20 protein-coding genes and 1 tRNA gene are annotated in these 22,961 nt (G+C 59.1%); 14 read left to right on the top strand and 7 right to left on the bottom strand.

What is annotated here, in order from left to right; all coding sequences use genetic code 11:
- Positions 1 to 15 precede the first annotated feature (15 nt).
- Positions 16 to 975, bottom strand: a complete 960-nt coding sequence (locus NKI15_RS18780) for a Gfo/Idh/MocA family protein (protein WP_023748133.1) — start codon at positions 973 to 975, stop codon at positions 16 to 18.
- Positions 976 to 1,211: 236 nt separating this feature from the next.
- Between NKI15_RS18780 and NKI15_RS18775 the strand changes: the two genes are divergently transcribed.
- Positions 1,212 to 1,288 (top strand) — tRNA-Met (locus NKI15_RS18775).
- A 401-nt stretch (positions 1,289 to 1,689) separates the two neighbouring features.
- Here the strand turns inward: NKI15_RS18775 and NKI15_RS18770 are convergent.
- Positions 1,690 to 5,553, bottom strand: a complete 3,864-nt coding sequence (locus NKI15_RS18770) for a PIN domain-containing protein (RefSeq protein ID WP_352886566.1) — start codon at positions 5,551 to 5,553, stop codon at positions 1,690 to 1,692.
- A gap of 266 nt (positions 5,554 to 5,819) precedes the next feature.
- Between NKI15_RS18770 and NKI15_RS18765 the strand changes: the two genes are divergently transcribed.
- Positions 5,820 to 7,292 (top strand): restriction endonuclease, encoded by a 1,473-nt coding sequence (locus NKI15_RS18765; RefSeq protein ID WP_352886564.1) that lies wholly within the window; start codon positions 5,820 to 5,822, stop codon positions 7,290 to 7,292.
- A gap of 10 nt (positions 7,293 to 7,302) precedes the next feature.
- Here NKI15_RS18765 and NKI15_RS18760 read toward each other — a convergent pair whose 3' ends face one another.
- Genes NKI15_RS18760 through NKI15_RS18745 form a run of 4 tightly spaced genes read right to left on the bottom strand, consistent with a single transcriptional unit; the run spans position 7,303 to position 9,603 of the window.
- Complete coding sequence (locus NKI15_RS18760) at positions 7,303 to 7,425, bottom strand: hypothetical protein (protein ID WP_352886562.1); 123 nt, start codon at positions 7,423 to 7,425, stop codon at positions 7,303 to 7,305.
- Positions 7,422 to 7,832, bottom strand: a complete 411-nt coding sequence (locus tag NKI15_RS18755) for a hypothetical protein (protein ID WP_352886559.1) — start codon at positions 7,830 to 7,832, stop codon at positions 7,422 to 7,424. The genes NKI15_RS18760 and NKI15_RS18755 overlap by 4 nt, the downstream gene beginning before the upstream one ends.
- The gene (locus tag NKI15_RS18750) at positions 7,829 to 9,160 is read right to left on the bottom strand and encodes a recombinase family protein (protein ID WP_352886556.1); all 1,332 of its coding nucleotides are present in this window, start codon (positions 9,158 to 9,160) and stop codon (positions 7,829 to 7,831) included. The genes NKI15_RS18755 and NKI15_RS18750 overlap by 4 nt, the downstream gene beginning before the upstream one ends.
- Entirely contained in the window at positions 9,157 to 9,603 is a 447-nt protein-coding gene (locus tag NKI15_RS18745; protein WP_352544998.1) for a DUF2924 domain-containing protein, read from the bottom strand. The genes NKI15_RS18750 and NKI15_RS18745 overlap by 4 nt, the downstream gene beginning before the upstream one ends.
- A gap of 371 nt (positions 9,604 to 9,974) precedes the next feature.
- On the opposite strand from NKI15_RS18745, the gene NKI15_RS18740 reads away from it, so the two are divergent.
- The 12 genes from NKI15_RS18740 to NKI15_RS18685 all read left to right on the top strand — a co-directional run bounded on the left by NKI15_RS18740 (position 9,975) and on the right by NKI15_RS18685 (position 21,737).
- A complete protein-coding gene (locus tag NKI15_RS18740; RefSeq protein ID WP_352886552.1) occupies positions 9,975 to 10,874 on the top strand; it encodes a hypothetical protein in 900 nt (299 codons plus the stop codon).
- Positions 10,875 to 11,522: 648 nt separating this feature from the next.
- Entirely contained in the window at positions 11,523 to 11,969 is a 447-nt protein-coding gene (locus NKI15_RS18735) for a hypothetical protein (RefSeq protein ID WP_352886549.1), read from the top strand.
- A 107-nt stretch (positions 11,970 to 12,076) separates the two neighbouring features.
- On the top strand, positions 12,077 to 12,892 hold the full coding sequence (locus NKI15_RS18730) for a DUF7146 domain-containing protein (protein WP_352886546.1): 816 nt from the start codon (positions 12,077 to 12,079) through the stop codon (positions 12,890 to 12,892).
- Positions 12,889 to 13,869: an AAA family ATPase gene (locus NKI15_RS18725; RefSeq protein WP_352886544.1), complete on the top strand. Its 981-nt coding sequence runs from the start codon at positions 12,889 to 12,891 to the stop codon at positions 13,867 to 13,869. Before NKI15_RS18730 ends, NKI15_RS18725 begins: the two co-directional genes overlap by 4 nt.
- Before the next feature lie 478 nt (positions 13,870 to 14,347).
- Positions 14,348 to 15,931 (top strand): sensor histidine kinase, encoded by a 1,584-nt coding sequence (locus tag NKI15_RS18720; RefSeq protein WP_352886541.1) that lies wholly within the window; start codon positions 14,348 to 14,350, stop codon positions 15,929 to 15,931.
- A gap of 12 nt (positions 15,932 to 15,943) precedes the next feature.
- Positions 15,944 to 16,588 carry a response regulator transcription factor gene (locus NKI15_RS18715; RefSeq protein ID WP_352886538.1) on the top strand — a complete coding sequence of 215 codons (645 nt, stop codon included), beginning with the start codon at positions 15,944 to 15,946 and terminating at the stop codon, positions 16,586 to 16,588.
- 91 nt (positions 16,589 to 16,679) lie between these two features.
- Entirely contained in the window at positions 16,680 to 17,066 is a 387-nt protein-coding gene (locus NKI15_RS18710; RefSeq protein WP_352886535.1) for a response regulator transcription factor, read from the top strand.
- Between the two features lie 235 nt (positions 17,067 to 17,301).
- Entirely contained in the window at positions 17,302 to 18,663 is a 1,362-nt protein-coding gene (locus NKI15_RS18705; RefSeq protein WP_352886648.1) for an epoxide hydrolase family protein, read from the top strand.
- A gap of 89 nt (positions 18,664 to 18,752) precedes the next feature.
- Complete coding sequence (locus NKI15_RS18700) at positions 18,753 to 19,184, top strand: DUF6130 family protein (RefSeq protein ID WP_352886532.1); 432 nt, start codon at positions 18,753 to 18,755, stop codon at positions 19,182 to 19,184.
- Between the two features lie 236 nt (positions 19,185 to 19,420).
- The gene (locus tag NKI15_RS18695) at positions 19,421 to 19,816 is read left to right on the top strand and encodes an Ohr family peroxiredoxin (RefSeq protein ID WP_352886530.1); all 396 of its coding nucleotides are present in this window, start codon (positions 19,421 to 19,423) and stop codon (positions 19,814 to 19,816) included.
- A gap of 814 nt (positions 19,817 to 20,630) precedes the next feature.
- A complete protein-coding gene (locus NKI15_RS18690) occupies positions 20,631 to 21,221 on the top strand; it encodes an ankyrin repeat domain-containing protein (RefSeq protein ID WP_023695862.1) in 591 nt (196 codons plus the stop codon).
- A gap of 12 nt (positions 21,222 to 21,233) precedes the next feature.
- Positions 21,234 to 21,737 carry a YHS domain-containing (seleno)protein gene (locus tag NKI15_RS18685; RefSeq protein WP_023707420.1) on the top strand — a complete coding sequence of 168 codons (504 nt, stop codon included), beginning with the start codon at positions 21,234 to 21,236 and terminating at the stop codon, positions 21,735 to 21,737.
- Between the two features lie 15 nt (positions 21,738 to 21,752).
- Here the strand turns inward: NKI15_RS18685 and NKI15_RS18680 are convergent.
- The coding region (locus tag NKI15_RS18680; protein WP_352886527.1) for a tetratricopeptide repeat protein at positions 21,753 to 22,961 on the bottom strand (1,209 nt) is incomplete at its 5' end.

Genomic DNA, 22,961 nt, shown 5'->3' with positions numbered 1-22,961 from the left:
GGTTTCGAAACGGTCTCAGGACTTTGTGTGCGTGACTGTACCCGCCGTCAGGATGCGCAGCACCCTGATGGCTTCCTCGCCGCTGGTGCGCGGCTCGGCCCGGGTCTCGATACACTGGATGAAGTGCTCGAGCTCGCGCGTCAGCGGCATCCCCTGGCCGACCGCGACATAGGACGGCTCGTTGGTGGTGAAGGCCCACTGGCCGCTGTCCTGCCACACCGCGTGGCGGTAGACGGCCAGCTTGCGCTCCCATGGCTCGACATCGTCGAACACCGCCATTGCCTTGGTGCCAACCACGGTCAGCCGCCGCTCGCGATAAGGGTTGAGCCGCGAGGTGAAGAGATGGCTGCGCAGCCCGTTGGGAAAACGCATGTGCAGATGCGCGAAATCGCTGAGACTGTCGAGGAGTGCCGCCCCCTCGCCCCTGACCTCGATCGGCTCGGTGCCGGTGATGGCCAGGATCATCGACAAATCGTGCGGCGCCAGATCCCACAGTGCGTCGTTCTCGGTGTGGAATTTGCCGAGGCCGAGCCGGTGCGAGTGGATGTAGCGGACCTCGCCGAGCTCGCCATTCTCGATCAGCGCCTTCAGCGTCTCGAAGGCGGGATGGAAGCGCAAGACATGGCCGACCATGAACACGCGGCCATTGTCCCTGGCCGCCTGCACGGCGCGCTCGGCGTCGGGCACGGTCAACGCAATCGGCTTTTCCACCAGCACGTCCTTGCCGGCCTCAGCGGCGCGCACGGCAAGATCGGCATGGAATTGCGGCGGCAGCGCCATGACGATGGCGTCGATATCATCACGCACGAACAGCTGGTCGGGCTCGATCGCCAGGCAATCCTGCTCGCTGGCAAAGCCTTCGGCCCGCGCCCGATTGGCATCGGAAACCGCATGCAGCGCGCCGAGCGCCTTGAGGGTGCGGATGTGGTTGCTTCCCCAGTATCCGCAACCGAGGACTGCAATGCGCGGCTTCATCAGCTTCAAACTCTAATTTCTTGGCCGAGACATAGCGGCGTGCCCCGTCGAACTCAACCCCGGTGGCTTACCGGAGATGCCAGCCCGGCAGCGCTTTTACCGGCCACAATATGCCGGCGCCCCTCGCGCATCGATGCTTGACAGGCTCGCCCTCCCAACCTTATATCCGCGCGACCTTGGCGAACGCCTCGAAATGCCTTTCGATTTAAGGCGGATTTCGGGCCTTTCGCCGCCCTGGCGGGGTAGCTCAGTTGGTTAGAGCACGGGAATCATAATCCTGGGGTCGGGGGTTCAAGTCCCTCTCCCGCTACCACCTTCAAAGTCCAAACAATTCTCCGGTCCCCTCATGGCTCCCTGCAACCCCAGCGTTTGCAGGGTGTGTGGCCAAAAGCTAGGGAGTGCCGCAGCGTTCTGAGCGTGAAAATTCTCTCTGAATGCCCCATCATTCTCCGATGCTGGGGAGTAGCCCCAAAAAATCCCCAGGTTTTGGCGACAGCAATATCAATGCGTTAGCGCCGGCCGTGCTGCGGGCCGTTTTGCGGTTCGCTCGCCTGTCAAGAAAGACCACAACCAAGGCGCCGCTCGCCAGGTTCGGCTTGCGCTAAAGCGATCATCCGCCGCCAGTTCTCGAATGACCGCAGTTCGCCGGAAGCGGACTGACCGCTCTTGGCCCCGGGGAGCGCAAGAAAAACCACAATTGATATGCGTCTTCTATCAACCAATAACGGCATCCCTAATGAAATGCCCCGCGACAAACCGCTCCACGTAGTCGCTCCAGAATCTGGAAATCAGGTTCCCGGGGAATCGCCGTCCACGCAGATTTTCGTCGACTGCCACAATGATGACCCGGAGCAACCCTATAGCATCCGGACGGGTCAGGATTGCCTCCAGTACCGAGCTGACATGCCTGTCACGCTTTTCCGGAATTTCTGCGTTCCACAACTGGACAATGAACTCTACAGCGACCCCCACAAGTGAGTGCGCTTCGACGGTTTTCCGGGAAATGACCTCCACGAGCGACCTGAACTGAACGGAGTCGAAGCCGATCTGCGATGCGGCGAACAAGTCCGCGGCGCCGGCAGACACGAAGCCGATCCGCTTGCTGCCGAGGTTGGCAATCAAGTCGACATAGTCGCCCTGCCACAGTTGCTTCTGGTCCAGAAACAGCATGAGAAGCGGTTGGGTCCAAGACACCCGTTGGGCGCCGATAATGGTCGCGAACCCGCGAAGCCGGCGATCTTCGATGATGGTCGGCATGTTCGTTGCCGCTGCGGTAGCGGCGGTGTCGAAGCTGGAGCCTGAGAAGAACTCTTTGAAGTCGTCGGCCTGCGGATGGTCTACATGCTCGGTAGGGATGACCTCAGTGTGCGTCCGTACCCATTCAAGAAGTTCGGCGGCGGCCTTTGAGAGGGACTCCTTGTACTCCTTCGGCACGTCGATCATCGCGAACTTGTCGCCGTGAGCCTCAAGGGATCCACTCTTCTCCCCGATGCCACGTTTGGCTTCGTCCGCGCGCATGATGAGCGCATCCAAGGTTGCCTGAACCACTTTGATTTTAACGGGCAGCAACGAGATTAGCGGGAGAAGACCGATCTCATCCCACAGCGACAGCGTGAGCGCATCGACCAGGATTTCAGAAGCACCTCGCAGGCTGTCGAACGCAAGCTGACGCTCTTCATGAGCGCCAATGCACGTATCGAGCAGCGCCCCGGAATTGAATCGGAGCCCGCGCGATGCGTCTATAGGATCAAGGCCTAGCATCTTGGCTACGCCATCTACGGGCATGAGATTGGTCGTGTAGAGCCTGGTTGCCTCCTCGACGGTTCGGGCACGCTGGCGGGCTTGCTCGAATATCGGTTCAAAGGCTTCTTTGCTACCAAGGTCGATATGGTACTGGCCCAATGATCGACTGCCGGGGAAAAGCGTCGCGTGCTGATCCATCGACCGATGTAGCAAGTCGAGGTACTTGTGTTTGATCTCCGTGATGGTCCAGGTGACCGGCTGCCCAATGCCTTCGGCGAGCGTGACCTTCTCACCTTTCTTCTTACCTATTAGTTGAGTTGCGAAGGGATGAGTTGGCGAAAGGACGTTCGATGCCGGCGCGGCTCCAGCTTCAATCCTGTAAGACGTCTTCACCCCGTGTTCGTTTTCGAGGAAGGCAACAGTTTCTTCTGCGACGATTTTCGGATGCAGGAAACTTCCGCCCTTCGAATTGAGCAGGAAGAGCGACGTGTACATCATGTGCAATCGCTCGCTGCTGCCCCAATGTCGCTGCAGCGTTGCGTATCCGATCTGCATAGCGTCCTTGCGGCGGCCGTACCGATCGAATAGCAGGGCTTCCTCCAAAAGGTCTTCTGCCTCGCCTTGATCACCCATCGGGGCACGCTTGGCCCAAGCGCGTACTCGATTTTCTTTGCTGTCGCGAATGCATAGGCGCGCCCAGTCGAGACGGGAGCGCAGGTCACCTGGATTGATGTTGAGCGCTGTATCAAGCGCCTTCAAAGCTTTTGGCAGAAGGCCAGAGCGCTCGTAGATTGCCGCCCCGAGGCGAAGAAGCTCGGGAGACTTGAGCGCGCCGGGCAGCAGTGAATCAAACAGAGCACGCGCGTCCGCCCTTCGGTCCGCGCGGTACAATGCGAAGAGACGACGTTTCAAGATCTCCGACGGCCGATCAAGCCCATACAGACCATCCAGAAGGTCGGCGGCCTCCGACCACCTGTTGTCGTCAGCATAGGCATCAGCGAGTATGAAGCGATCCATAGGCGATAAATCGGTGCGGCTGCCGAAGGCGGCTAGGCGCTTTCTTGCCTGTTCAAGCGCGACCGTGTCGCCTAGACGTCGCGCGATTTCAGCAACACGGTTCTCGAACGAGATGTTCGCTGCAAACTGTTTGCGGAATTCGTCGGCGAGCGGTATGGCCTCGGAGGGCGAGCCCGACTGGAATTTCTGAAGCACAAGCATTTCTGCTGCGCTGGCTTTGCTGTCGTCAGTTGTGGCGAGTTCCAGTGCGCGGTTGGCGAACCCTTCCACGCTCGGCCAGTCCTTTGCTGACAAGGCGACCGAGCCCGCAAGCAGAAAGTCTTCAGGATCCTTGCTCTCTTTGAGTACTGGCTCCATCGCATTCTGGGCTGCGGCGTATTCGCCGCGTCGGACAAACGCGAGCGTTGCGCGCTGGGCAATTGATGGCGCAATGGGGTCCAGCTTGTGAGCTTCGAGGATCAAGGCTTCAGCCTGCTCGTCAAGACCAAGAAGTCGGTAAGCGGACGACAGATTGGCGGCAAAGAAAATCCACCGCCTCTTGTCTGGTCGCTTCTTGGCCTCATGCCAGGCGCGTTCGAGCTGGCCACGGGCCTCATCCACCTCAAGCGCCTGAGTCTCACTCATCGGAGCGCCCATCTTGAGTTCGACGTTGTCTTCAAACTGGCCGAGGATCGCCTGACCGACGGTGCCGTACTTCTGCCAATCCTGCTTGGCGATGCCCTTCGCCACTCGGATTGCATCGACGTGACGGTTCGCCTCGGCGTATCTGCGAACAAGCGAGCTGGCCACCTCGACTTCATGTACGAGGTCGCTGACCTCGGCTTCCAGTACATCGGGCGCAAATTCTGGCGGAGCGGCCTCCAGCAGAAGAGTCGCAGCGAAGCGGTCACGCTCCATGGCCAAGGCTGTTTTGGCCTCGTCGTAGGCGAGCTGATTTTTCCCGCGCAGCAAGGCTGCGCGGGCTTTGTATACGTGGCTATCGGCAGTATCTGGCTCGACGTCTGCGGCTGTATCGAAAGCGATCGCGGCGCTCTCGAGTTCGTCGGCTTGCGCGAGTGCCGAGCCGAGATTGGCGTATGCCCTGAACCTTTGATGCGGATGAGCGCCCGCGGGAAGTTCCGCTACAAGGCTACGCAATTGCTCTACCAGCAGTTCGCCACTGCCGGCACGAAGCTGATCGCGGAACAAGTCGAGCTTGCCGGTTACAACCGGGTCGCCCGCTGCGTTCTTGTTCTCACGCTCCATTGCCGCTTCAAAGCTCGCAAGAGCCGACTGCATCGTGGACTGAAGATCCCGGAAGGACTCCGCCTTGGGCCGTCGAGGATTAAGCGTATTCGCCGTGGGTACCTGGTTCTGAAGTATAAGCTCCTGAACCACGTCGTCGAAGTCGAGCGTCCGACGCACTATGTCATCCCACGACCAGACCTGAACGCGGAACAAGCCCTCTGCTTCGTTGACGGCGCTAAGTTCCTGGGCCTTGCGCTGCAGCTTCGGATCGCGATCGCCCCCATAGGCAACGACAAAGATGTCCAGCTTTGGCGTGTAGGTCTTCGCTTCGTTGACTTCGTCGATCAGCTCTTTTTCGGTGAAAGCTCTTGGTCCGTCGGATTCGCTCGCTTTGCACTGTACTGCGGCATGAGTGTAACCGTTCCGATAGTCGCGCCCGGTGATATCTGCCCCGTGCTGCTTGTGTCCCTTGCGACCATGAGCCTCGGCATAGTCATCCTTCCAGTAGCGGCGGATGAGCTTGAGAACGAAGTTCTGGAATGGCAGTTCTCCCTTGATGCGAGTGTGCTGAATCTCTGACGCTGTAACCATGTAAAAAACCGACCTTAGCGAATGAGAACAAATGTAGAATACCGGCGGTCCAAACGCCAGTCTAACTGAACGAGATTTGGTGCAGGTGGCCGTGGACTGGCGGCTGTCGGACACCGCGTTACCGAAGCCAACATTGATCTATGCAACGCTAACCTCGATCGGCCCAAACCTGGCATAGAGGCAAGACCCGTCTTTCGCGGCACGACGTCCGTACAGCGGGGATTGAGCGTTTCTACAAAACGCGGAGAGTGTTATTGCTTTTCACTATGAGCAGAGCCAGACCAACAAGAACAACAAATCCAATCCATTTCGAAGACCTCGACCCCAAGCGTTTCGAGGACTTGATCCGTGAGCTGATCTATGACTTCCGGGATTGGCAAACGATAGAGGCCACCGGCAAGGGCGGGGGCGATGACGGCTTTGATATCAGAGCCTACGAACTCGCCACGACAACCACCATTGACGATGACGGTAACGAGGTTGTCCGCCCAATGGACGGCTACGCGTGGATGATCCAGTGCAAGCGCGAAAAAGCAATTCCCCCCAGCAAGATAAAGAAAATCCTGGAGGACATCGCTCCAGACAATCCGCCATACGGGTATATCTTGGCTGCAGCGACAAACTTCTCGAAGAAGGCTTACGACACCTTCCGCGATGAGCTTACCAAGTTGGGTGTCTTAGAGTTCTATCTTTGGGGCAACGCGACGCTCGAAACTGAGCTCCATCAACCGAAGAACGATAGAATCCTATTCACATTCTTCGGGATATCGAACGTCCTGCGGAGAAGATCGCGCGCTACAGAAATCAGGTCCGAAGTCACAAACAAGAACCGCGTTATGCGAGTGCTCGGAGATAGTCCCGCGCGCTCTTGGATTCTATTACAAGATTCGAAGGATAGGCACTATCCGTATGAATCCAAGTACACGGATTTTGCCGAAAGACCCCGTTGGAAGGGCCTTGAGGTTGTCGAACTTCACCCACGTGGCGTGATCGTATCAATGAAACGGTGCTATGCGTACTTTGATGAGTCGGAGAAGACCTTTGATCTCGCAGAGCCGCCAATAGTGCTTCGAAACCCATACGATAGAACGCGCGACACAGAAAGCGACCGAGAAGAACGAAAGAAACTTGATCTTGTCATGGATTATTGGGAAAGGCTGCGTCAGAAGAACCAAGCAATGTATCATCTAAACGGCATCATTCGTTATGAGGATATGCTTGTGATCGACGATAAAGGCGATAGCTGGAACGAGGTTCCACACATATTTGTCGACTACGTAGATGGGTCTCCAGTGTCCGGTACGCTTGCGTTCTTAGAAAAAGGAAAGCGGGAAATCGGGCTAGATGGTTTCTCCCGAGAGGCTGTCTTCCCCAAGTCTTTTCCTGAACCTGAGTTTGGAAAAATCTACGACGAGGAAGGGTTGGCGTTGCCCCAAGGGCTCTGTGAGCAGTATGTGAACTTCCGCGGCGGCGACCTGGACAAACTGTTCGATGTTGACGGACGATTTGCGCACCTGAAACCAAGCGATGTTGCTGTCGTTCGGTTCGGACAAAAAGACGACCGTTTCGTCCAGATCACTCATCGGTACGAATTGTCGGGCGACGATCTACTACGGGATCACCCCCAGATGGTTTGGCAGGTGAAGCAACACATCGGTCGAGATCCATTGGCGGATGATGTGATCCAAATCCTGGAGTGCCGCAGCTGTTACAAGCATCAATGGGAAGGCGCGCATTAGCCTTGTCCAACTAGCTTTGGAGTCTCCGGAATCGGTTCCATCCAGGCGACGTAAGCGACTGGGATGAGGCGCGTTGCTGGCATTCGCAACGCGGACAATGTAGGTCACCGTTGGGCCAAAACCAGATCTTCACAACCAGCAGGCATTGTGCCGTTGGCGCTCCCACTCAACGGGAAACCCGCGCACCAGCGGCTGCAATTGCATCGTCGGCGACTGCCGCCCGTCGAGGACTGCCTCAACCAGGTCCGGCGCCAACAGCGTCAGTCGAAGCATGTGGGAGACGAACGACCGGTCGAGTTTTTCAGCCGTAGCGAGTTCGCTGATCGTCGCGTATTGCCCTGATTCCAGCTTATGCTGCCAGTGGAATGCCTGGACGAGGGCTCTCAGCAGCGTGTTGTCGATTCGCGGTCGCGAATGTGCCCAAGCCTCTGCTCCAGCCGGGGACATGACAACTTTGCGACCGCCACGCTTGCGGATCGCCATCGGGATGGAGACCGTTAGCAAACTGCCGTCGCGGCTGATCTCGCGGTTGTTCTTCATGCTGCCCTATCCAGGTTTGGTCGTTCCCGAAGCTCGGCGATGACACTGGCAATGCCCTCGGTGCGAAGGCGGATAGTGATGCCGTCTACAGCGACGTCGATGCGCTCTACCAGCAGTTGGATGATGCGGGCCTGCTCGGCGGGAAAGAGTTCCTCCCAGAGAGCATCGAACTTAACCAGGGCGTCGCGCACCTCGGTCTCGCTGATCTCGTCGCTGTTGCTGCGCGCCGCCGCCCAGGTCTTCACAATCATCTCTGGCGAGCGCAACAGGACGCGGACCTCATCAATGACTGCCGCCTCGATCTCGCCAGCAGGCAGGCGCCGTACCGAGCAGGTTTCCGGCCCGAGCTTCTGCACGCTGGTGGTTACATAGTATCTGTACAGACGCCCCTTCTTGCGCGTGTGTGCCGGGGTCATGGCACAGCCATTGGGTGCGTAGATCAGGCCTCTGAGCAATGCCGGCGTTTGCCTGCGGCAGTGCCCTGCCCGCTTGCGCGCTGGCTCGGCGATGATCGAGCGGACATTGTCCCAGAGATCCTGCGAGATGAGCGGCTGGTGCTCACCGGGATAGCTCGTGCCCTTGTGCACGGCGTCGCCGATATACACCCGGTTGCTGAGGAGCTTGTAGAGCAGGCCTTTGTCAAAGGCCTTCCCGTTCTTACGCCTGAGGCCTTCCGCATTAAGGGTTCGCGCCAGGATGGTCGCGGAGCCTACTTGCAGGAACCGTTGGAAGATCGAGCGGACAATGGCAGCCTCCTCATCCTGGATGAGGAGCTTCCGATTCTCGACTCGGTAGCCGAATGGCACGTTGCCGCCCATCCACATTCCCTTTCGCCTGGATGCGGCGAACTTGTCCCTGATGCGCTCACCGATCACCTCGCGCTCGAACTGGGCGAAGGAAAGCAGTATGTTCAAAGTCAGTCTGCCCATTGACGTCGTGGTGCTGAAGGACTGGGTCACCGAGACGAAGGTGACATCGTTGGCGTCGAACACATCGACGAGCTTGGAAAAGTCCATCAACGAGCGAGACAGCCGGTCAATCTTGTAGACGACAATGACATCGACCAAACCGGCTTCTACATCACGCAGCAGTCGCTTCAGGCCGGGCCGCTCCAGCGTGGCGCCGGAGATGCCGCCATCGTCGTAGCGGTCCGGCACCAGCGCCCAGCCCTCCGCCCGCTGGCTGACCACATAGGCCTCGCAGGACTCGCGCTGGGCATGCAACGAGCTAAATTCCATGTCGAGGCCCTCTTCCGAGGACTTGCGTGTGTAGACCGCGCAGCGCAGTTTTCGAACGACCGGCTTCGACGTTGGGGCAGCGGCTTTCATCGGCCTGCTCCCTTCTGACTGCGCAGTCCGAAAAACAGCCAGCCGTTCCAGCGAGTGCCGGTGATCGCCCGGGCGATTGCTGAGAGCGATTTATACGGCCTACCATCATATTCGTAGCTGTCGGCCAGCACCGTCGCGCAATGCTCGACGCCTTGCCATTCGCGCATCAGCTTCGTGCCGGCGACAGGTCGGTTACCAGAGCGCGTACCGCGCCCGCCCGAGCGGGGCTCCAGATCTTCAGCCAGTGCGGCCAACCGCTTCAGCGTCTCCGGCTTCAGCCCGCCATAAGCGAGTTCCTGGATCCGGTAAGCCAGTCTGCTCTCCAGGAATTTGCGATTGTAGGGTGGTGGCTCCGCGGCGAAGAGATCGCGCCACATTCCCTTTAGGGCAACGATGTCCATCGTCTTGATCGCTGCCAGCCTGCCGATCACCGCGTCCGTCACGCCCCGTCCTCCACTGGTTCGAGTTCGGCTGCATGACCGCTCTGGTTGACGGCGAAGTCCACGAAACTATTCTCCCGGTCGCCAGATATTCTCGTTGACTGGCGGGCCCGCAGACGCCTCACGCCCACCGCCAGGATGGCAGCGAGTTCAGCCAGGCGCTCGGCGGCTGTCATTCGTTCTGGAGAAAGAGAGTTCACGCTGCTCGCCGCCTCTGTTTAGAAACGGAGGTAAGCGTGTCTACTTGAGAAGAATAGCAATTTCAGAGGCTTACGGAACAATCGCTAAAAAGAAAGTATCCCAGCGAAAGGATTAGAAAACCACAAAATCCGGATTCCAATGATGCCGCGCGGCCGCGTGGCTAACCTCATTCGGTGAATGATTCGCGCGCACCATCTAGCCAAGGGAACGGCCTGCCCGGAGATGCACTCCCGCTGCCGGAGGCCGTAAGGCGCTTTGTCCCTAACGACCTTTGGGAAACCTATGCAACCGCGATCAGGCGCCGTGCTTCGTTTCCCCAACGTATTGTCACATACTCCACCTGGATCGAGGGAGAAGCGGCGGCTGCAAAAAATCGTCCGGCCGTTCTGGCGCTTGAAGCCCAGGCGGCGAAGGATAAGGCTTGGGCAACCATTCAACGGGTCTTCCTAGCAAGACTGACCGAAGGTGCCCTGATCGCCTATGTCAGACGCGAGTTCCCTTTTGGAAAATGGGATCCGCTCCCACCGGATTCATGGCGGGCGCTCCTTATCACTGACTGGCGCCGGGGAACAGCGGAAGGTGGAGGGTTGAGATTAGCTGACCTTCATATCGCCCCGGGTGGCCCGAGCTATAGTGAGGAATCTGCTTCCCGGCTGATCAGCGCAGAAGAAACTCCCGCCCTTGCAGCCGCGGCTGTCCCGTATGCTGAACGCCAGCTGCAACTGACGATCGATAACCGGACCTCGAAGATTATAATCATAGGTGTGGGCGAGCTGACCGGCGCCGACTACCGGCTTGTCGCGGTGCTTGCCGAAATAGCAAAACAGGACGTCGTCCAACATCTCCCACCAGAAGAGCACCGCTTTGTGAACGTGCAGCAGCTCACCAAGCAGCTGAAGATGACTGATGGCAGCCTTTATCGAAGAGTGAGCAAGTGTCGCAAGGCGATCGCTGATATGGCTGCCGCGGCGTTCGGCGAGCCCGTTTCCAAAGAGCTCGTGATTGAGAACTCGCCGTGGCACGGGTTCCGACTCAACCCCAACATCCGAATTATCGCTTCGACGGGGGACTGAGGGCCCCGACCATATTCCGTCGGCAGACGGACCATGTCTCCCGCCCGTCGATGTTGATATTTCTAGGTTTTTTGTAATCGCTCGGCCATGTCTATCTTTCCGGCCGTCCATAATCCTGGGTCCGCCAATACTGCAAAATCTTCGCGTCAGTAACCAGCGTGTGCCCCTGTACGGCAGCACGCACGGGCGTGAAGGAGCCGCACATGCCGGATCAAACGACCGCTTCTCGGCAGGAGAAGCCGATACGCCACCTCAATCAAATCGACCTCTCTCGGCGCTGGAGTCTCAGCCCACGGACCCTGGAAAGGTGGCGGTGGATGGCTCAGGGGCCGAGCTTCCTCAAGGTGGGCGGCCGTGTCGTCTACCGCCTCGAAGACATTGAGGCTTTCGAAGCCCGCGGTCTCCACCTCATCGAGAAGGACCGCCGCTGATGGCTCGAGTCCATGAACGCGACCGGCTTGATAGGCATGCCTTTCTTCGCACGGTTTCTCGGCGACGCGCAGAACCGACTTTGTTTGCGATGGGGTTCGCCAGGCTTCGCCAGCGTGCCGGAGCGAAAGAGTTCGTAATGCGCCTTGCTCCGCTGATGGGTACTCCAGGCCACCAGGAACCACGTCGGTTCGGCTCCCACGGGAAGGGCTGGAAGTCATGAACATCACGCATCGCGAAATCACGACGACGCTCTCAGAAGCTGAATTCTGCAGCTGGCTGAGCGTAGCAGCCCCGGGCAACGTCATCGAATATCACCGCGGCTTTCTTGTTCTCGATGCCGCCCAGCCTTGCCGAGAGAAGCTTGCGCTGAAAAGACAACAGGAGCTCATCCAGCTGCGCCGCCGCGCCTACTGGGCAGCCGAACGGGAACTGGTGCATCTCGTCCAGCGGCGGCTGGCGCCCTGCCGGTTCTCCTATCTCGCCATCAAGCGCTCGTCACAGCTTGGCTCATCCGCGCCGGACCAGATGGTGAAGCCGTGCCGATCCGGAAATGCTACGGCGGCCGAGCTCCAGGTTCGTCTGCTGCGGTCCCGCTACGCGCTGTCAGTGCCACTCGCTATCTCCGTTGCGGAACTCGCCTTCTCGAATGGGGGCGTGGCATGAGCACAATTCACCGTGCCGCCGCGGTTGCAAAAGCGCTCGGTGGAACTGTGGTTGGTCCGCACTGCATCATCGCACCGGGCCCGGGCCACTCGCGCGCAGACAGGTCGATGTCGGTGATGCTCGATTCTGACGCCGCCGACGGTTTCCGGGTCAACAGTTTTGCAGGCGACGACTGGCGCATCTGCCGTGATCATGTCCGGCAAATGCTCGGCATTCCGGGTAGCGGACATCACCGTCTGAACGCACAATTGTCCCGCCCTGGGCCGGCGACCATCCCCGCGTCTGACAACTCACGCATCGATATCGCGCAAAGGCTGTGGCGGGAGGCGATGTCGATAGGCGGCACACTGGCGGCGGTCTACCTGCTCGATCGCGGGCTCGGGCTTGCCGATGAAGTCCTGGACGGCCATGCGCTCCGGTTCCACGGTGCCTGCCCTTTCAGGCTTCAGGACAGAACCACGGTGCGGCTGCCTTCAATGCTGACTGCGATGGTCGACATTCGCACGAATGAGTTCTGCGGCGTGCACAGGACCGCTCTGAAGCCGGATGGCAGGGGCAAGGCTGAAGTCCCAGGTCTTGGCAACCCGAAGAAGATGCTGGGCCGGGCCGCCGGCGCCTGCGTGAAACTCTCCGCGGACGAGAACGTGGGTATCGGCCTCCATGTCGCCGAGGGGATCGAGACCGCCCTGGCCTGCATGGCCATGGGCTTCCGGCCGATGTGGGTGGCTTTGTCGGCAGGCGGAATTGCGAAGTTTCCCCTGCTTGCCGGTATCGAAGCTCTGACCGTCCTCACCGATCACGACGCCACTGGGATAGCCGCAGCTGCCGAGTGTGCGAGCCGCTGGGACGGCGCCGGCAAGGACGTGACCAGAATTATACCGGCACTCGAAGGCAGCGATTTTGCTGACGGGCAACGACCATGACGCATTCACCCGAACAGCTGCTCGAATCCATAAACGCGACACGCCTTGTTGGAGCATCAGCCGCCGATGCCGGGGAGCAGCGCCCTGCCCTGAAGTGGTTCGCCTCACACGAGTTCACATCGATGACACTGAAGCCGCGGGACTTCATCCTGGAGCCGATCATTCGCACAGGAAGTTTGGCCATGTTGTCGGCGTTCCGAGGCGTCGGCAAAACTCAGGTGGCGATCGGCATCGCCCATGCCGCCGCGACCGGAGGCGCGTTCTTGAATTGGCGGGCACCGGTGCCTCGTGATGTGCTCTACGTCGACGGCGAAATGCCGGGCGCAGACCTGCAGGAGCGACTTCGCATGTTCAGCCAGGTCAGCTCCGGGCGGCTGCGCATCTTGCCAATGGACGAGCAGGAGATCGGTGTCAGTCTCAATCTCTCGCAGACGGAGTCGCAGGAGCGGCTGGAAGCGATTCTCGGGCCGACAGAGCTACTCATCCTAGACAATCGCTCAACGCTGACGAGCGGCGGCCGCGAAAACGAAGCTGAAAGTTGGGACACGATGCAATCGTGGCAACTAAAGCTCCGTCGTCGAGGCGTCAGCGTTCTGTTGATTGAGCATGAGGGCCGCGGTGGAAATCCGCGTGGCACAAGCAAGCGCGAAGACGTCCTGGACACGCTCATCACATTGAAGCACCCGGACGACTACTCGATCGAGGATGGTGCGCGCTTCGAGGTTCACTTGGGCAAGGCGCGCGGCGTGTTCGGTGAGGCCGCAAAGCCCTTCGAGGCAAAGCTGGAAATTCGCGATGGTGAGGCCCAGTGGACAGTCAAGGATCTCCAGGATGTCGAAGCCGATCTCGTCATGACCATGACGGGCGACGGCGCAAGCGTACGCGACATTGCGGCGGCAACCGGGTTGAGCAAATCTAAGGTCAATCGTATCCAGGCGAGATCGAAAGCAACACAGCCTTCGACCAGCGAGCGTTGAATTGCAGGTGTCCCACTGTCCCACTCCCTAGACAGTGGGACAGTGGGACAGCCGTACCTCAATGCTGCGAGCTATAAAGGAGCGACAGGCTCTGCCACCTTCCAACGATGACGATGCAAGGGTCCGTGCCTCGTGCAAGGAGGAGGCATTACTTCGCGTGGCCATCGCGGCATGAGGTGCTAGCGCATCTATCGCCTGCGAAGACCAAGAGAGCTGTATTAAGCAACTCGGCGGATTCACGCGACCACAGCTGAAGGCTTCTAATACGCAATGGCTTTTCATCCAAGTGCGCGGCAGCCCCCGGGTGGGCACAATGAGATAGAGGCGGTCAGTTGTATGAAGACCAAAAAGGTCTATTAATGGTCCGCGCTCACGGTCGCAGTGCGGGTCGGTTGAGCTGGATAACTTGGTGACACTCCAAACGCTTTGACTTAAATCGCTGCCGTAGCAGCGAAGAGTTTGTCGATTGGGAGAAGTCGTGATTACTCCCGAAGAAGATTATTACGTCCTGTCTAGCTTATCGCCAAGTCCGGTGCAGAAGCGCCTGGCTCTCTTTGTCGTTCTCAGCATATTGGCCGTCTATGTCTCCATAGTTTCCGGACTGACCGCGAATTTCCATCCAGGTGCGGTCGGCCCTTTTACCCCGATTTATTCGACAGCAATGATCGTGAACGAGCTAATCACCGCGATCCTTCTCTTCGCCCAGTTTTCAATTTTACGCTCGCGAGCGACCTTGATGATCGCAAGCGGGTATCTCTTCAACGCGCTCATCCTGATCCCGTGGTTCCTGGCGGTTCCGGGAGCATTCGCGCCAGACGGCATGATTGGCGGTTATCAGAGCACCTCAGCGCTCTACCTCTTCTGGCATCTTGGATTTGCTCTCCTCACAATCGCGTATGCCCTGTCAAAGGATGCTGCTCCCAGCAGACGGTACTGGCTAGGTACTGTTCGAGAGGCGATAACCTATAGTGTTGCCTTAACCGTAACAGCCGTCTCGGCACTGACATTCCTCTCCATAGCGGGTGAACCGCTATTGCCAGTCGTGATCAGCGGTGCCCGGAATCTTACGTCGCTCTGGGTATGGTTCGTCGGCGCGCCTGTCGTGCTGACATCGATGGCGGCCCTCGTTGTGCTCTGGGTTCGGCGACGCTCTTTGCTTGATCTTTGGTTGGTTGTCATAATGGTGACGTATGTCATCGACCCAATTCTGGCTTATTACCCGGATCCGCGCCGCTTTAGCGTAGGTTGGTATGCTGTCCGGACCTTTGGGCTGTTCGCCGGTGGTGTCGTCCTAATCGTCCTGCTATACGAGACATCGGCTCTCTACGCTCAGCTAGTCGGCGCGGTCCGAGCGCAACGACGCGAGCGTGAAGCCCGTCTCATGACTGGTGACGCCGTCGCGGCCACGATCGCCCATGAGGTAAAGCAACCTCTATCGGGCATGATAACAAGCGCCGATGCGGGCTTGCGCTTTCTCAATCATCCCGTGCCCGATCTGCAGGAAGCGAAAACGGCATTCAGGCAGATTATCGCCGGTGGCCATCGCGCGGCAGCAGTCATTGAGGGTATTAGAACGATCTTCAAGAAAGAAGATCGGATGAGCGCTTCACTCGACCTCAACGACCTTGTCAGGGAAACTCTCGCCCTGGTGAGAGAGGGGCTGGCGAAACACCGGATACTGGTTGAAGCCGAGCTGGATGAACGCCTGCCACAAATAACAGGTGATCGAATCCAGCTACAGCAAGTGCTCGTAAACCTGATCACGAACGCCATCGATTCGATGACCACCGTCGAGGGAGCGCGGGTCCTGTCCGTGAGATCCGAGATACATGACGATGGTAATGTAATGATATCGGTCGCGGACACCGGGAGAGGAATTGGTCCGCAAGACATCGATCGAATATTCAACCCGCTCTTCACAACAAAGCCCGACGGCATGGGGATGGGCCTGTCGATCTGCAGATCGATCATCGAAGCCCACGATGGGCGGTTGTGGGCTGCCCCGAACACACCCCGGGGTGCTATATTTCATTTTAGCTCAATTCGCTCTGTCTCCGCATGACGAGGATCCGTTGTGGCCAAAGTCGCACCGAAGAGTTTGCAGCCGACCTGGGAGGCCGAGCCTGCTATCTATGTGATCGATGATGACGCCGGAGTCCGCGACTCGCTCGGCCTGTTATTCCGGTCGGTCGGTTTGCGCGCCGAACTATTCCGTTCGGCGAACGAACTCCTGCAAAGCAAGCTGCCTCAGATTCCGAGTTGCCTGGTTCTCGACGTACGCCTACCCGGGTTGAGCGGCTTTGAGCTTCATGCAGAGTTGACTAAGGCCAATGTCCATATTCCCATCATCTTCATCACTGCACACGGCGACATTCCGATGTCCGTGAGGGCTATGAAAGCCGGCGCCGTAGACTTCATCACCAAGCCGTTTCGCGACCAGGACATGCTGGATGCCGTCACCGCCGCGATCGCCTGCGACCGGGCCAGGCTGGAGACCGAGCGCGCACGGCTGGACTTACAGGGCCTATTCGACAGCCTGACATCGCGCGAACAAGAGGTGATGGCGCTCGTCGCTACCGGCCTAATGAACAAACAAGTCGCGGCTCAAATCGGCCTCAGCGAGATTACTGTCAAAATTCATCGCGGTCATGCGATGAAGAAAATGCATGCGAGGTCCCTTGCAGACCTGGTCAGAATGGCTGAGGCGCTCGGCATTTAATCGAGCAAGCGTCGTAGCCTAATATCTATGTATGACTTTCGCACGCTGCTAACTCGCACCATTGTATAATGCACACTGATGGACCAATCGCTTGCGTGACGCGCCCGTTATTTCAATCATCGACGATGACGAATTGAACCGTGTCGGAACTGCGAGCCTTGTTCGGTCGCTTGGCTTGGTCGCTCACGCCTTTCCATCTGCACATTCGTTCTTGCATTCGCAGCAACTGACACAAACGTCGTGTTTGATTTCAGACGTGCAGATGCCCGAGATGAGCGGAATCCAGTTGCAAGACGCTTTGCACGCGCGCGGGCACAACATTCCGATTATCCTCATTACGGCGTATCCTGACGACAGAGTCCGCGCTCAGGCGTTTGCTCGAGGCGCCGTCTGCTTTTTGAGCAAGCCCTTTGACGGCGAAACGTTGTCTCGCTGCCTCGCCGTTGCATTGAAAAACAATGCGAGTGAGAGCGAGTAGAGCGTCGTTCATCGCCGGGTCGATCAGGCCGGCAGTCCGCAAGGTCCAATTGTCGAAACGAATGCATTCAACCGCGGGACGCTCGGTCTGGCTCAGCCAATAAACTTTGGTATGAGCGCCATAAACTAACACGCGGTCATGACCAACCTACGTTCGATGGAGCGCGCGCCGGAGTGAGAGCACAACAGAAGTGTTCAACCACTCTAATGGCATCGCGCAAAGAAGGAGATTGATCATGTCCACCGCATCACCGGCGCCAAATCGGCGCGACTTTCTCGCCACATCGGCCACCGCATTGCTTGCCGCTTCGGCAGGCGCGGCCGCGTTCAACTTCACCTCGGCTCAGCATGCGGCCGCGGCCGAATCCAGTTCAATCCGCCCTTTCACCGTCGGCTTCCCGCAGGGGGAGGTCGACGAGCTACGCCGGCGCATCGCCGCCACGCGCTGGCCCGAACGCGAATTGGTTGCCGAAGCATCTTCCCGGCGGACTTCGGCGACATTGGCGGCCGGCGCCACACAAGGCGTGCAACTCGGCACAATGCAGAAACTCGTCCAGTACTGGGCAACCGAATACGATTGGAACAAGTGTGAGGCGCATCTAAAGTCTCTCCCACATTTCATCACAGAGATTGACGGCCTCGACATCCACTTCATCCACGTGAAGTCCAAGCATCAGGGCGCGCTGCCGGTCATCATCACGCACGGCTGGCCCGGTTCGGTCATCGAACTGCTGAAGGTCATCGATCCGCTCACGAATCCCACTGCGCATGACGGAACGGCGGCCGACGCGTTCGACGTGGTGATCCCGTCAATGCCGGGCTACGGCTTTTCCGCCAAGCCGACTGAGCCCGGCTGGGATCCGACGCGCATCGCGAAAGCGTGGACCGTGCTGATGAAGCGCCTCGGCTACAACCGGTTTGTCGCACAGGGCGGTGACTGGGGGGCCCTCATCACCGAAAAGATGGCGCTGATGGCGCCTCCCGAGTTGATCGCCATCCACACCAATATGCCAGCGACCATTCCGCCCGAGATTGTTAAGGCGCTTGCTGCCGGCAGCCCGCCTCCCGCTGATCTCGGACCCGACGAAAGGCGTGCTTACGAACAGGTCGCCTTTTTCTACAAGTTCGGCCTGGGCTACGCCAACGAGATGGCGCTTCGTCCGCAGACGCTCTATGGGCTCGTCGATTCACCGGCCGGCTTGGCCTCATGGATTCTTGATCACGACGCGGACAGTTATGCGCTGATAGCCCGCTCCTTCGATGGAGAGCCGGAGGGCCTTACCCCCGATGACATCCTCGACAACATCACGCTCTATTGGCTGACCAATACTGCTGTCTCGTCAGCCCGGCTCTATTGGGAACACCGGCAAACGGCGAAGGCGGGCTTCTTCGACGCCAAGGGTATCACCATTCCCGTCGGCGTGAGCGCGAATCCCAGCGAAATCTACACGGCACCGAAGAGCTGGACGGAGCGCGCGTTCCCGAAGCTCCTGCATTACGGTCGGCCGCCCAAGGGCTGCCATTTCGCGGCATGGGAACAGCCAAAGTACTTCACCGACGATGTGCGCGCCACGTTCAAGACCTTGCGGACGGCGTGAAGTGTTGGGTGGGGATGGCGCGCCGGATGTGCGCGTCATCCACCGCCTCGCGATATCTGCGTAGCGCATCTCCAAAAGGAGAGAATGCAATGAGCAGCCTCATCATCAAGACGCTCGCCGCACTCGCGACTTGCACCCTGTTTGCCACTGGTGCGTTCGCCCAAAGCACGGTTGTGCCCATCGACAACGAGCCCGCACCGAAGCTGGTCGTGGAGCCGCCGCTTCCCGGTCCGTTGGCCGGGGGCGTCGTGTTCATCCCGTACCGGGTGGAAAACTTGCGCATCCTGCCTGTGGGTGGGCCGGCCGCGCGCAACGTGTCTCCACGGGTCGGACACCTGCATCTCACCGTCGACGACCTGCCTTGGGCATGGGCGGACTACGGTCAGAGCGACACCATTATCCTGGTGGGCATGCCGCGCGGCCAGCACAAGGTGCTGATCGAACTAGTGGACGCTGAAGGCAACGTCTTCACCAAGCAAACGGTGACGTTCCATTCTCCGGGCAAAAAGGTTCAGCCGTGAAGCTCTACAAGTCGGCGACCGTGCTGGCATTCGCGCCAAAGTGGAACCGTACAAATCAATGTCAGCGATCTGCGTCGTGAGCATCGCATACAGATACCCGTGGCAAATGCCGCGTGAGTCTCGACCCGGCTGAGTTTGCGGGTCGGCCATCGCGAGCAGCGCAGCACCATGTGCCGGGGTGCAGCGGGAACCGTTCATCGGCATGCTGGGAACTATAACAGAAAGGAATTTTCGATATGGCTGAGAAACTACTCTTCACTGGTAAGACTCACAATACTAGCGGTCGCGATGGCGGAGCGCGCAGTAGCGACGGCCAACTGGACATCAAGCTAAAGCAGCCCCACCCGGCTGCCGAAAACCTATTCGGTGCCGCCTGGTCTGCCTGCTACATGGGAGCTATCGAGGTCGCCGCCTCCGACAGAAAGATCAAGCTTCCGGCGGGTACCGCAGTCGATGCCGAGATTGAGCTGAACTCAGACGCCGGCTCCTACTTTCTGCGCGCGCGCCTCAACGTCAGCGTCCCGGGCGTCGACCGTGCGGTTGCGCGAGAACTGCTCGATGCGGCACACAGCATTTGCCCGTACTCCAAGGCAACACACGGCAACATCAACGTTGCGACCAATCTCCTCTGATCCGGATCGGTTGGGTCTGCCCCAGTGAATGGGTAGACCCAACTCGGCGTGGACAGATAACGGCCAACGCTGCCGGACCGCAATGCGCCGCATGCCGCCCTGGGACACTAGCTTTGCCACTTCCCGGAGACAGACTTCCGGCGACAATAATCACGCCGACGGGAAATCAATGCCGTCGATCACCGCCCCTACCAAGAGTATCGAAATTTGACTCCCTAGGCAGTGGGACAGGGCGACAACCGCGTGTCGATGCTGCGGTGGGACAGTGGGACAGCTTGTCGTCGTGAAGGATCAGCTGCGGTCTTCCTTCGGGTATGTTCTTAGGGAAGCCGAGCGCTATTCCGCGCCCAGGCTATAAAGGAGGGACGGGCTTCTGCGACTCGCAATGATGACGATGCCCGACCAGGGACACGAGGAACAGTGTTGAATGACGATCGTGCTGGGTCATACGCGGGTCTGGGCCGAAAGGGCCCTGGTTTGCTGTCTATGAATGGCGGCTCTGCGCCCAATGTCGGTCATTGAGCAAGCCATAGTTGCATCCGAAAGCGGACACTTCCGCCAACGGCCACCTTTGCGCTTACCGGCTATCCCAACGGAGCAACAGGCGGTTACGCTCGACGCCGCTCGGCGCCTCGGTAATCGACGCTCTTCAAAATTCAGACTGGACCGGTGCCCCTACTGACGAAGCCAGTAGCACTAACGCCTTCCCGCCCTGGGCCGCGTTCGCTATGTCTGGCCGCGCCGTCCGCCTTGGATCCACCTGATGTGCCCAGGACAGCTTGTATGCCCACAAGCTAATATGCTACCTTGCACAATGCGCGGATTGCTGGCACTTGGAATGCTGGTTTTGGCGGCTACAACAGCAGCCGCAGGTGAGCAGTTGTTCGACTCCATCGCCGCCGGCGACAAGGGTGCCGTGGAGCAAGCCCTGGCAGGCGGTGCCGACGTCGACAGCCGGGCGCGCGACCAGGCAACGCTGCTCATCGCTGCAGCGCTCGATAACCAGCCGGAAATCGCCGACTTCTTGCTGGCCAAGGGTGCCGACATCATGGCGCGTAACTCGGGCGGCTTTACCCCGCTTCATGCGGCGGCCTTCTCGGGCAGCCTGCCGATCGCCAAGCTGCTGCTGGAAAAAGGCGCGGTGCTCGACGATGCCGCCAACAAGGCGGGTGCTACGCCGTTGCTGGTGGCCGGCGAGGAAAACCACATTGAACTGGCCGAGTTCCTCATTGCGAAAGGTGCCAATGTGAACCATGCCGAGGGGCATGGCTACATGCCGATAACGCGCGCATTCTGGAAGGGCAACACGGATATCATACGACTTTTCAAACGCCATGGTGCTACCTGCCAAGCCAAAATTCTTGGCGAGGCGAACGCGGCGAAGTGCGCCGAGATCCACGATTAACGGAGGATACAGATGAGCACGATGATCAAGCCACGACTGGTTCGGAGTTTGGGGACGGCTGCCCTGGTCGCGGTAGCTGTGGTCGCCGGCGCGGGATCGGCATGTGCCGACGATTCGGTAAACACCGGCTATTTTGGTGGTGTGGCGATCATGGGCTACGACACGGTCGCTTACTTCACTGACGGCAAGGCCGTGAAGGGCTCCGAAGAGTTCACTTATGAATGGCTGGGGACACCTTGGCATTTCGCCAGCAAGAAACACCAGGAAATGTTCATGAGCGAACCGGTCAAGTACGCTCCTCAATATGGCGGGTACTGCGCCGGCGAAGTCGTGGGCGGAGGGGTCACGGTCAATGTCGATCCTGAGGCATTTAAGATTATCGACGGCAAGCTCTACCTGATCTACGACGTCGACAATGCGGATGATTTCGCCGCGCATGCAGCTGAAAATATCCCGAAAGCCGATGCCAACTGGCCGAAGGTCGCGGCCAATTTGGAACTCGATCACTATCATTGAGACGCGCGTGTGCGTCTACCGAACCACGGTGAAGTGAAACACCTTGCTTGTATTGGCATAGGAGTAGCTTTTGCCGGCTGCGTTGTTGCGTCTGTAGACGGGACCACAGTCGGGGCGACCGAACAGGTTCTCGCTCTGCTCGCACAACAGATCGCCATCGACGTAGACGGTCTCGGTGACTAGCCGCGTCGTAGAGCGGAAGGCCGCCTTGCCGTCGCTTCCGATCTGAAGGAAGGCTGGTTGGAGACCGGGTTCGATCTGGCCTTGCAGTGTATGGCCAATGACGAGGGACGCGATCTCGGCACCCTTTAACTGGTCCTGTTCGGCCGGGGTAAAGCCGAAGCGCCATTGGGGTAGGCCCGCCTGGCGCAGTGCGGCGACGAGTATCGCCAGATCCTGCGGATTCCGAAAATGTGCATGAGTCATCTCCCACCCAGCCAAAGAGTCCACGTAGCTGGACCCTGCTACGAGGCGGAGCCCCTCGGCGATTGCGGCTTTCGCATCCGGTAGGCGGCCGCCGCGGACATACGCCGCAGCGAGCGTAAACCGAAAGTTGCCAACCGTGGACGCATCGTCGCGTGTGTGCTCGAGAGTCTCGATCGCTTTCTCGACATTGCTCTGGAGCAGAAAAACCAGCCCAGCAGTTTCCCGGTTGATCGCTGAGAGGTCGGGGTCGAGCCTGAGCGCCGTCTCGACCGCAGTGGCTGCCTCGGCATGATTGCCGGCGTATAACTGAACATATCCAAGGGCTGCTTGCGCCTCTGCATCGCCCGGACCGATTGAAACAGCCTTCTTGGCAGAGGCAATCGCATCTTCGTAGCGGCGATTCACGACCTGCATGATCCCAAGAATAGCATAGGGCGACGAAAGGTCAGGGTCGAGTTCCAAAGCTCGGCTCGCCTTCTCATAGGCTCTCTTTCGTGCTGGCGCGCTCTGGATGACGTCGTTGAAGGCCTCCCGCCAGATATAGACTGTGGTGCGCGCGTCGGCCGCGAAGGCTTCGGCAAAGGCGGGGTCAAGCTCCTCCGCCTTGTCGTAGAGCGCAAGCGCCTCCCGCAGCCCGGCCTGCAGGACGCTGCGTGACGCCGTCTCGGCTTGTAGATAGTAATCATAGGCCTCGAGATTGCTCGTCGGCGGCCGCGCCATGCGCTCGCTTTCCGCTGCCGAAGGTTGCATGCCAAGCGCCTTGGCGATCTCGCCGCTCATCTCGTGCTGGACGGCAAA

Source organism: Mesorhizobium sp. M0862, from assembly GCF_040319795.1.
Lineage (GTDB): Bacteria > Pseudomonadota > Alphaproteobacteria > Rhizobiales > Rhizobiaceae > Mesorhizobium.
Note: the sequence above shows the minus strand (reverse complement) of the source record. Positions and strands in the feature narration are given on the sequence as shown.

Coding starts and splice junctions, on each gene's coding strand:
- NKI15_RS18780 (WP_023748133.1), bottom strand. CDS start 975: ATGAAGCCGCGCATTGCAGTCCTCGGTTGCGGATACTGGGGAAGCAAC.
- NKI15_RS18770 (WP_352886566.1), bottom strand. CDS start 5,553: ATGGTTACAGCGTCAGAGATTCAGCACACTCGCATCAAGGGAGAACTG.
- NKI15_RS18765 (WP_352886564.1), top strand. CDS start 5,820: ATGAGCAGAGCCAGACCAACAAGAACAACAAATCCAATCCATTTCGAA.
- NKI15_RS18755 (WP_352886559.1), bottom strand. CDS start 7,832: ATGAAGAACAACCGCGAGATCAGCCGCGACGGCAGTTTGCTAACGGTC.
- NKI15_RS18750 (WP_352886556.1), bottom strand. CDS start 9,160: ATGAAAGCCGCTGCCCCAACGTCGAAGCCGGTCGTTCGAAAACTGCGC.
- NKI15_RS18735 (WP_352886549.1), top strand. CDS start 11,523: ATGAACATCACGCATCGCGAAATCACGACGACGCTCTCAGAAGCTGAA.
- NKI15_RS18730 (WP_352886546.1), top strand. CDS start 12,077: ATGTCGGTGATGCTCGATTCTGACGCCGCCGACGGTTTCCGGGTCAAC.
- NKI15_RS18725 (WP_352886544.1), top strand. CDS start 12,889: ATGACGCATTCACCCGAACAGCTGCTCGAATCCATAAACGCGACACGC.
- NKI15_RS18705 (WP_352886648.1), top strand. CDS start 17,302: ATGTCCACCGCATCACCGGCGCCAAATCGGCGCGACTTTCTCGCCACA.
- NKI15_RS18700 (WP_352886532.1), top strand. CDS start 18,753: ATGAGCAGCCTCATCATCAAGACGCTCGCCGCACTCGCGACTTGCACC.
- NKI15_RS18695 (WP_352886530.1), top strand. CDS start 19,421: ATGGCTGAGAAACTACTCTTCACTGGTAAGACTCACAATACTAGCGGT.
- NKI15_RS18690 (WP_023695862.1), top strand. CDS start 20,631: ATGCGCGGATTGCTGGCACTTGGAATGCTGGTTTTGGCGGCTACAACA.
- NKI15_RS18685 (WP_023707420.1), top strand. CDS start 21,234: ATGAGCACGATGATCAAGCCACGACTGGTTCGGAGTTTGGGGACGGCT.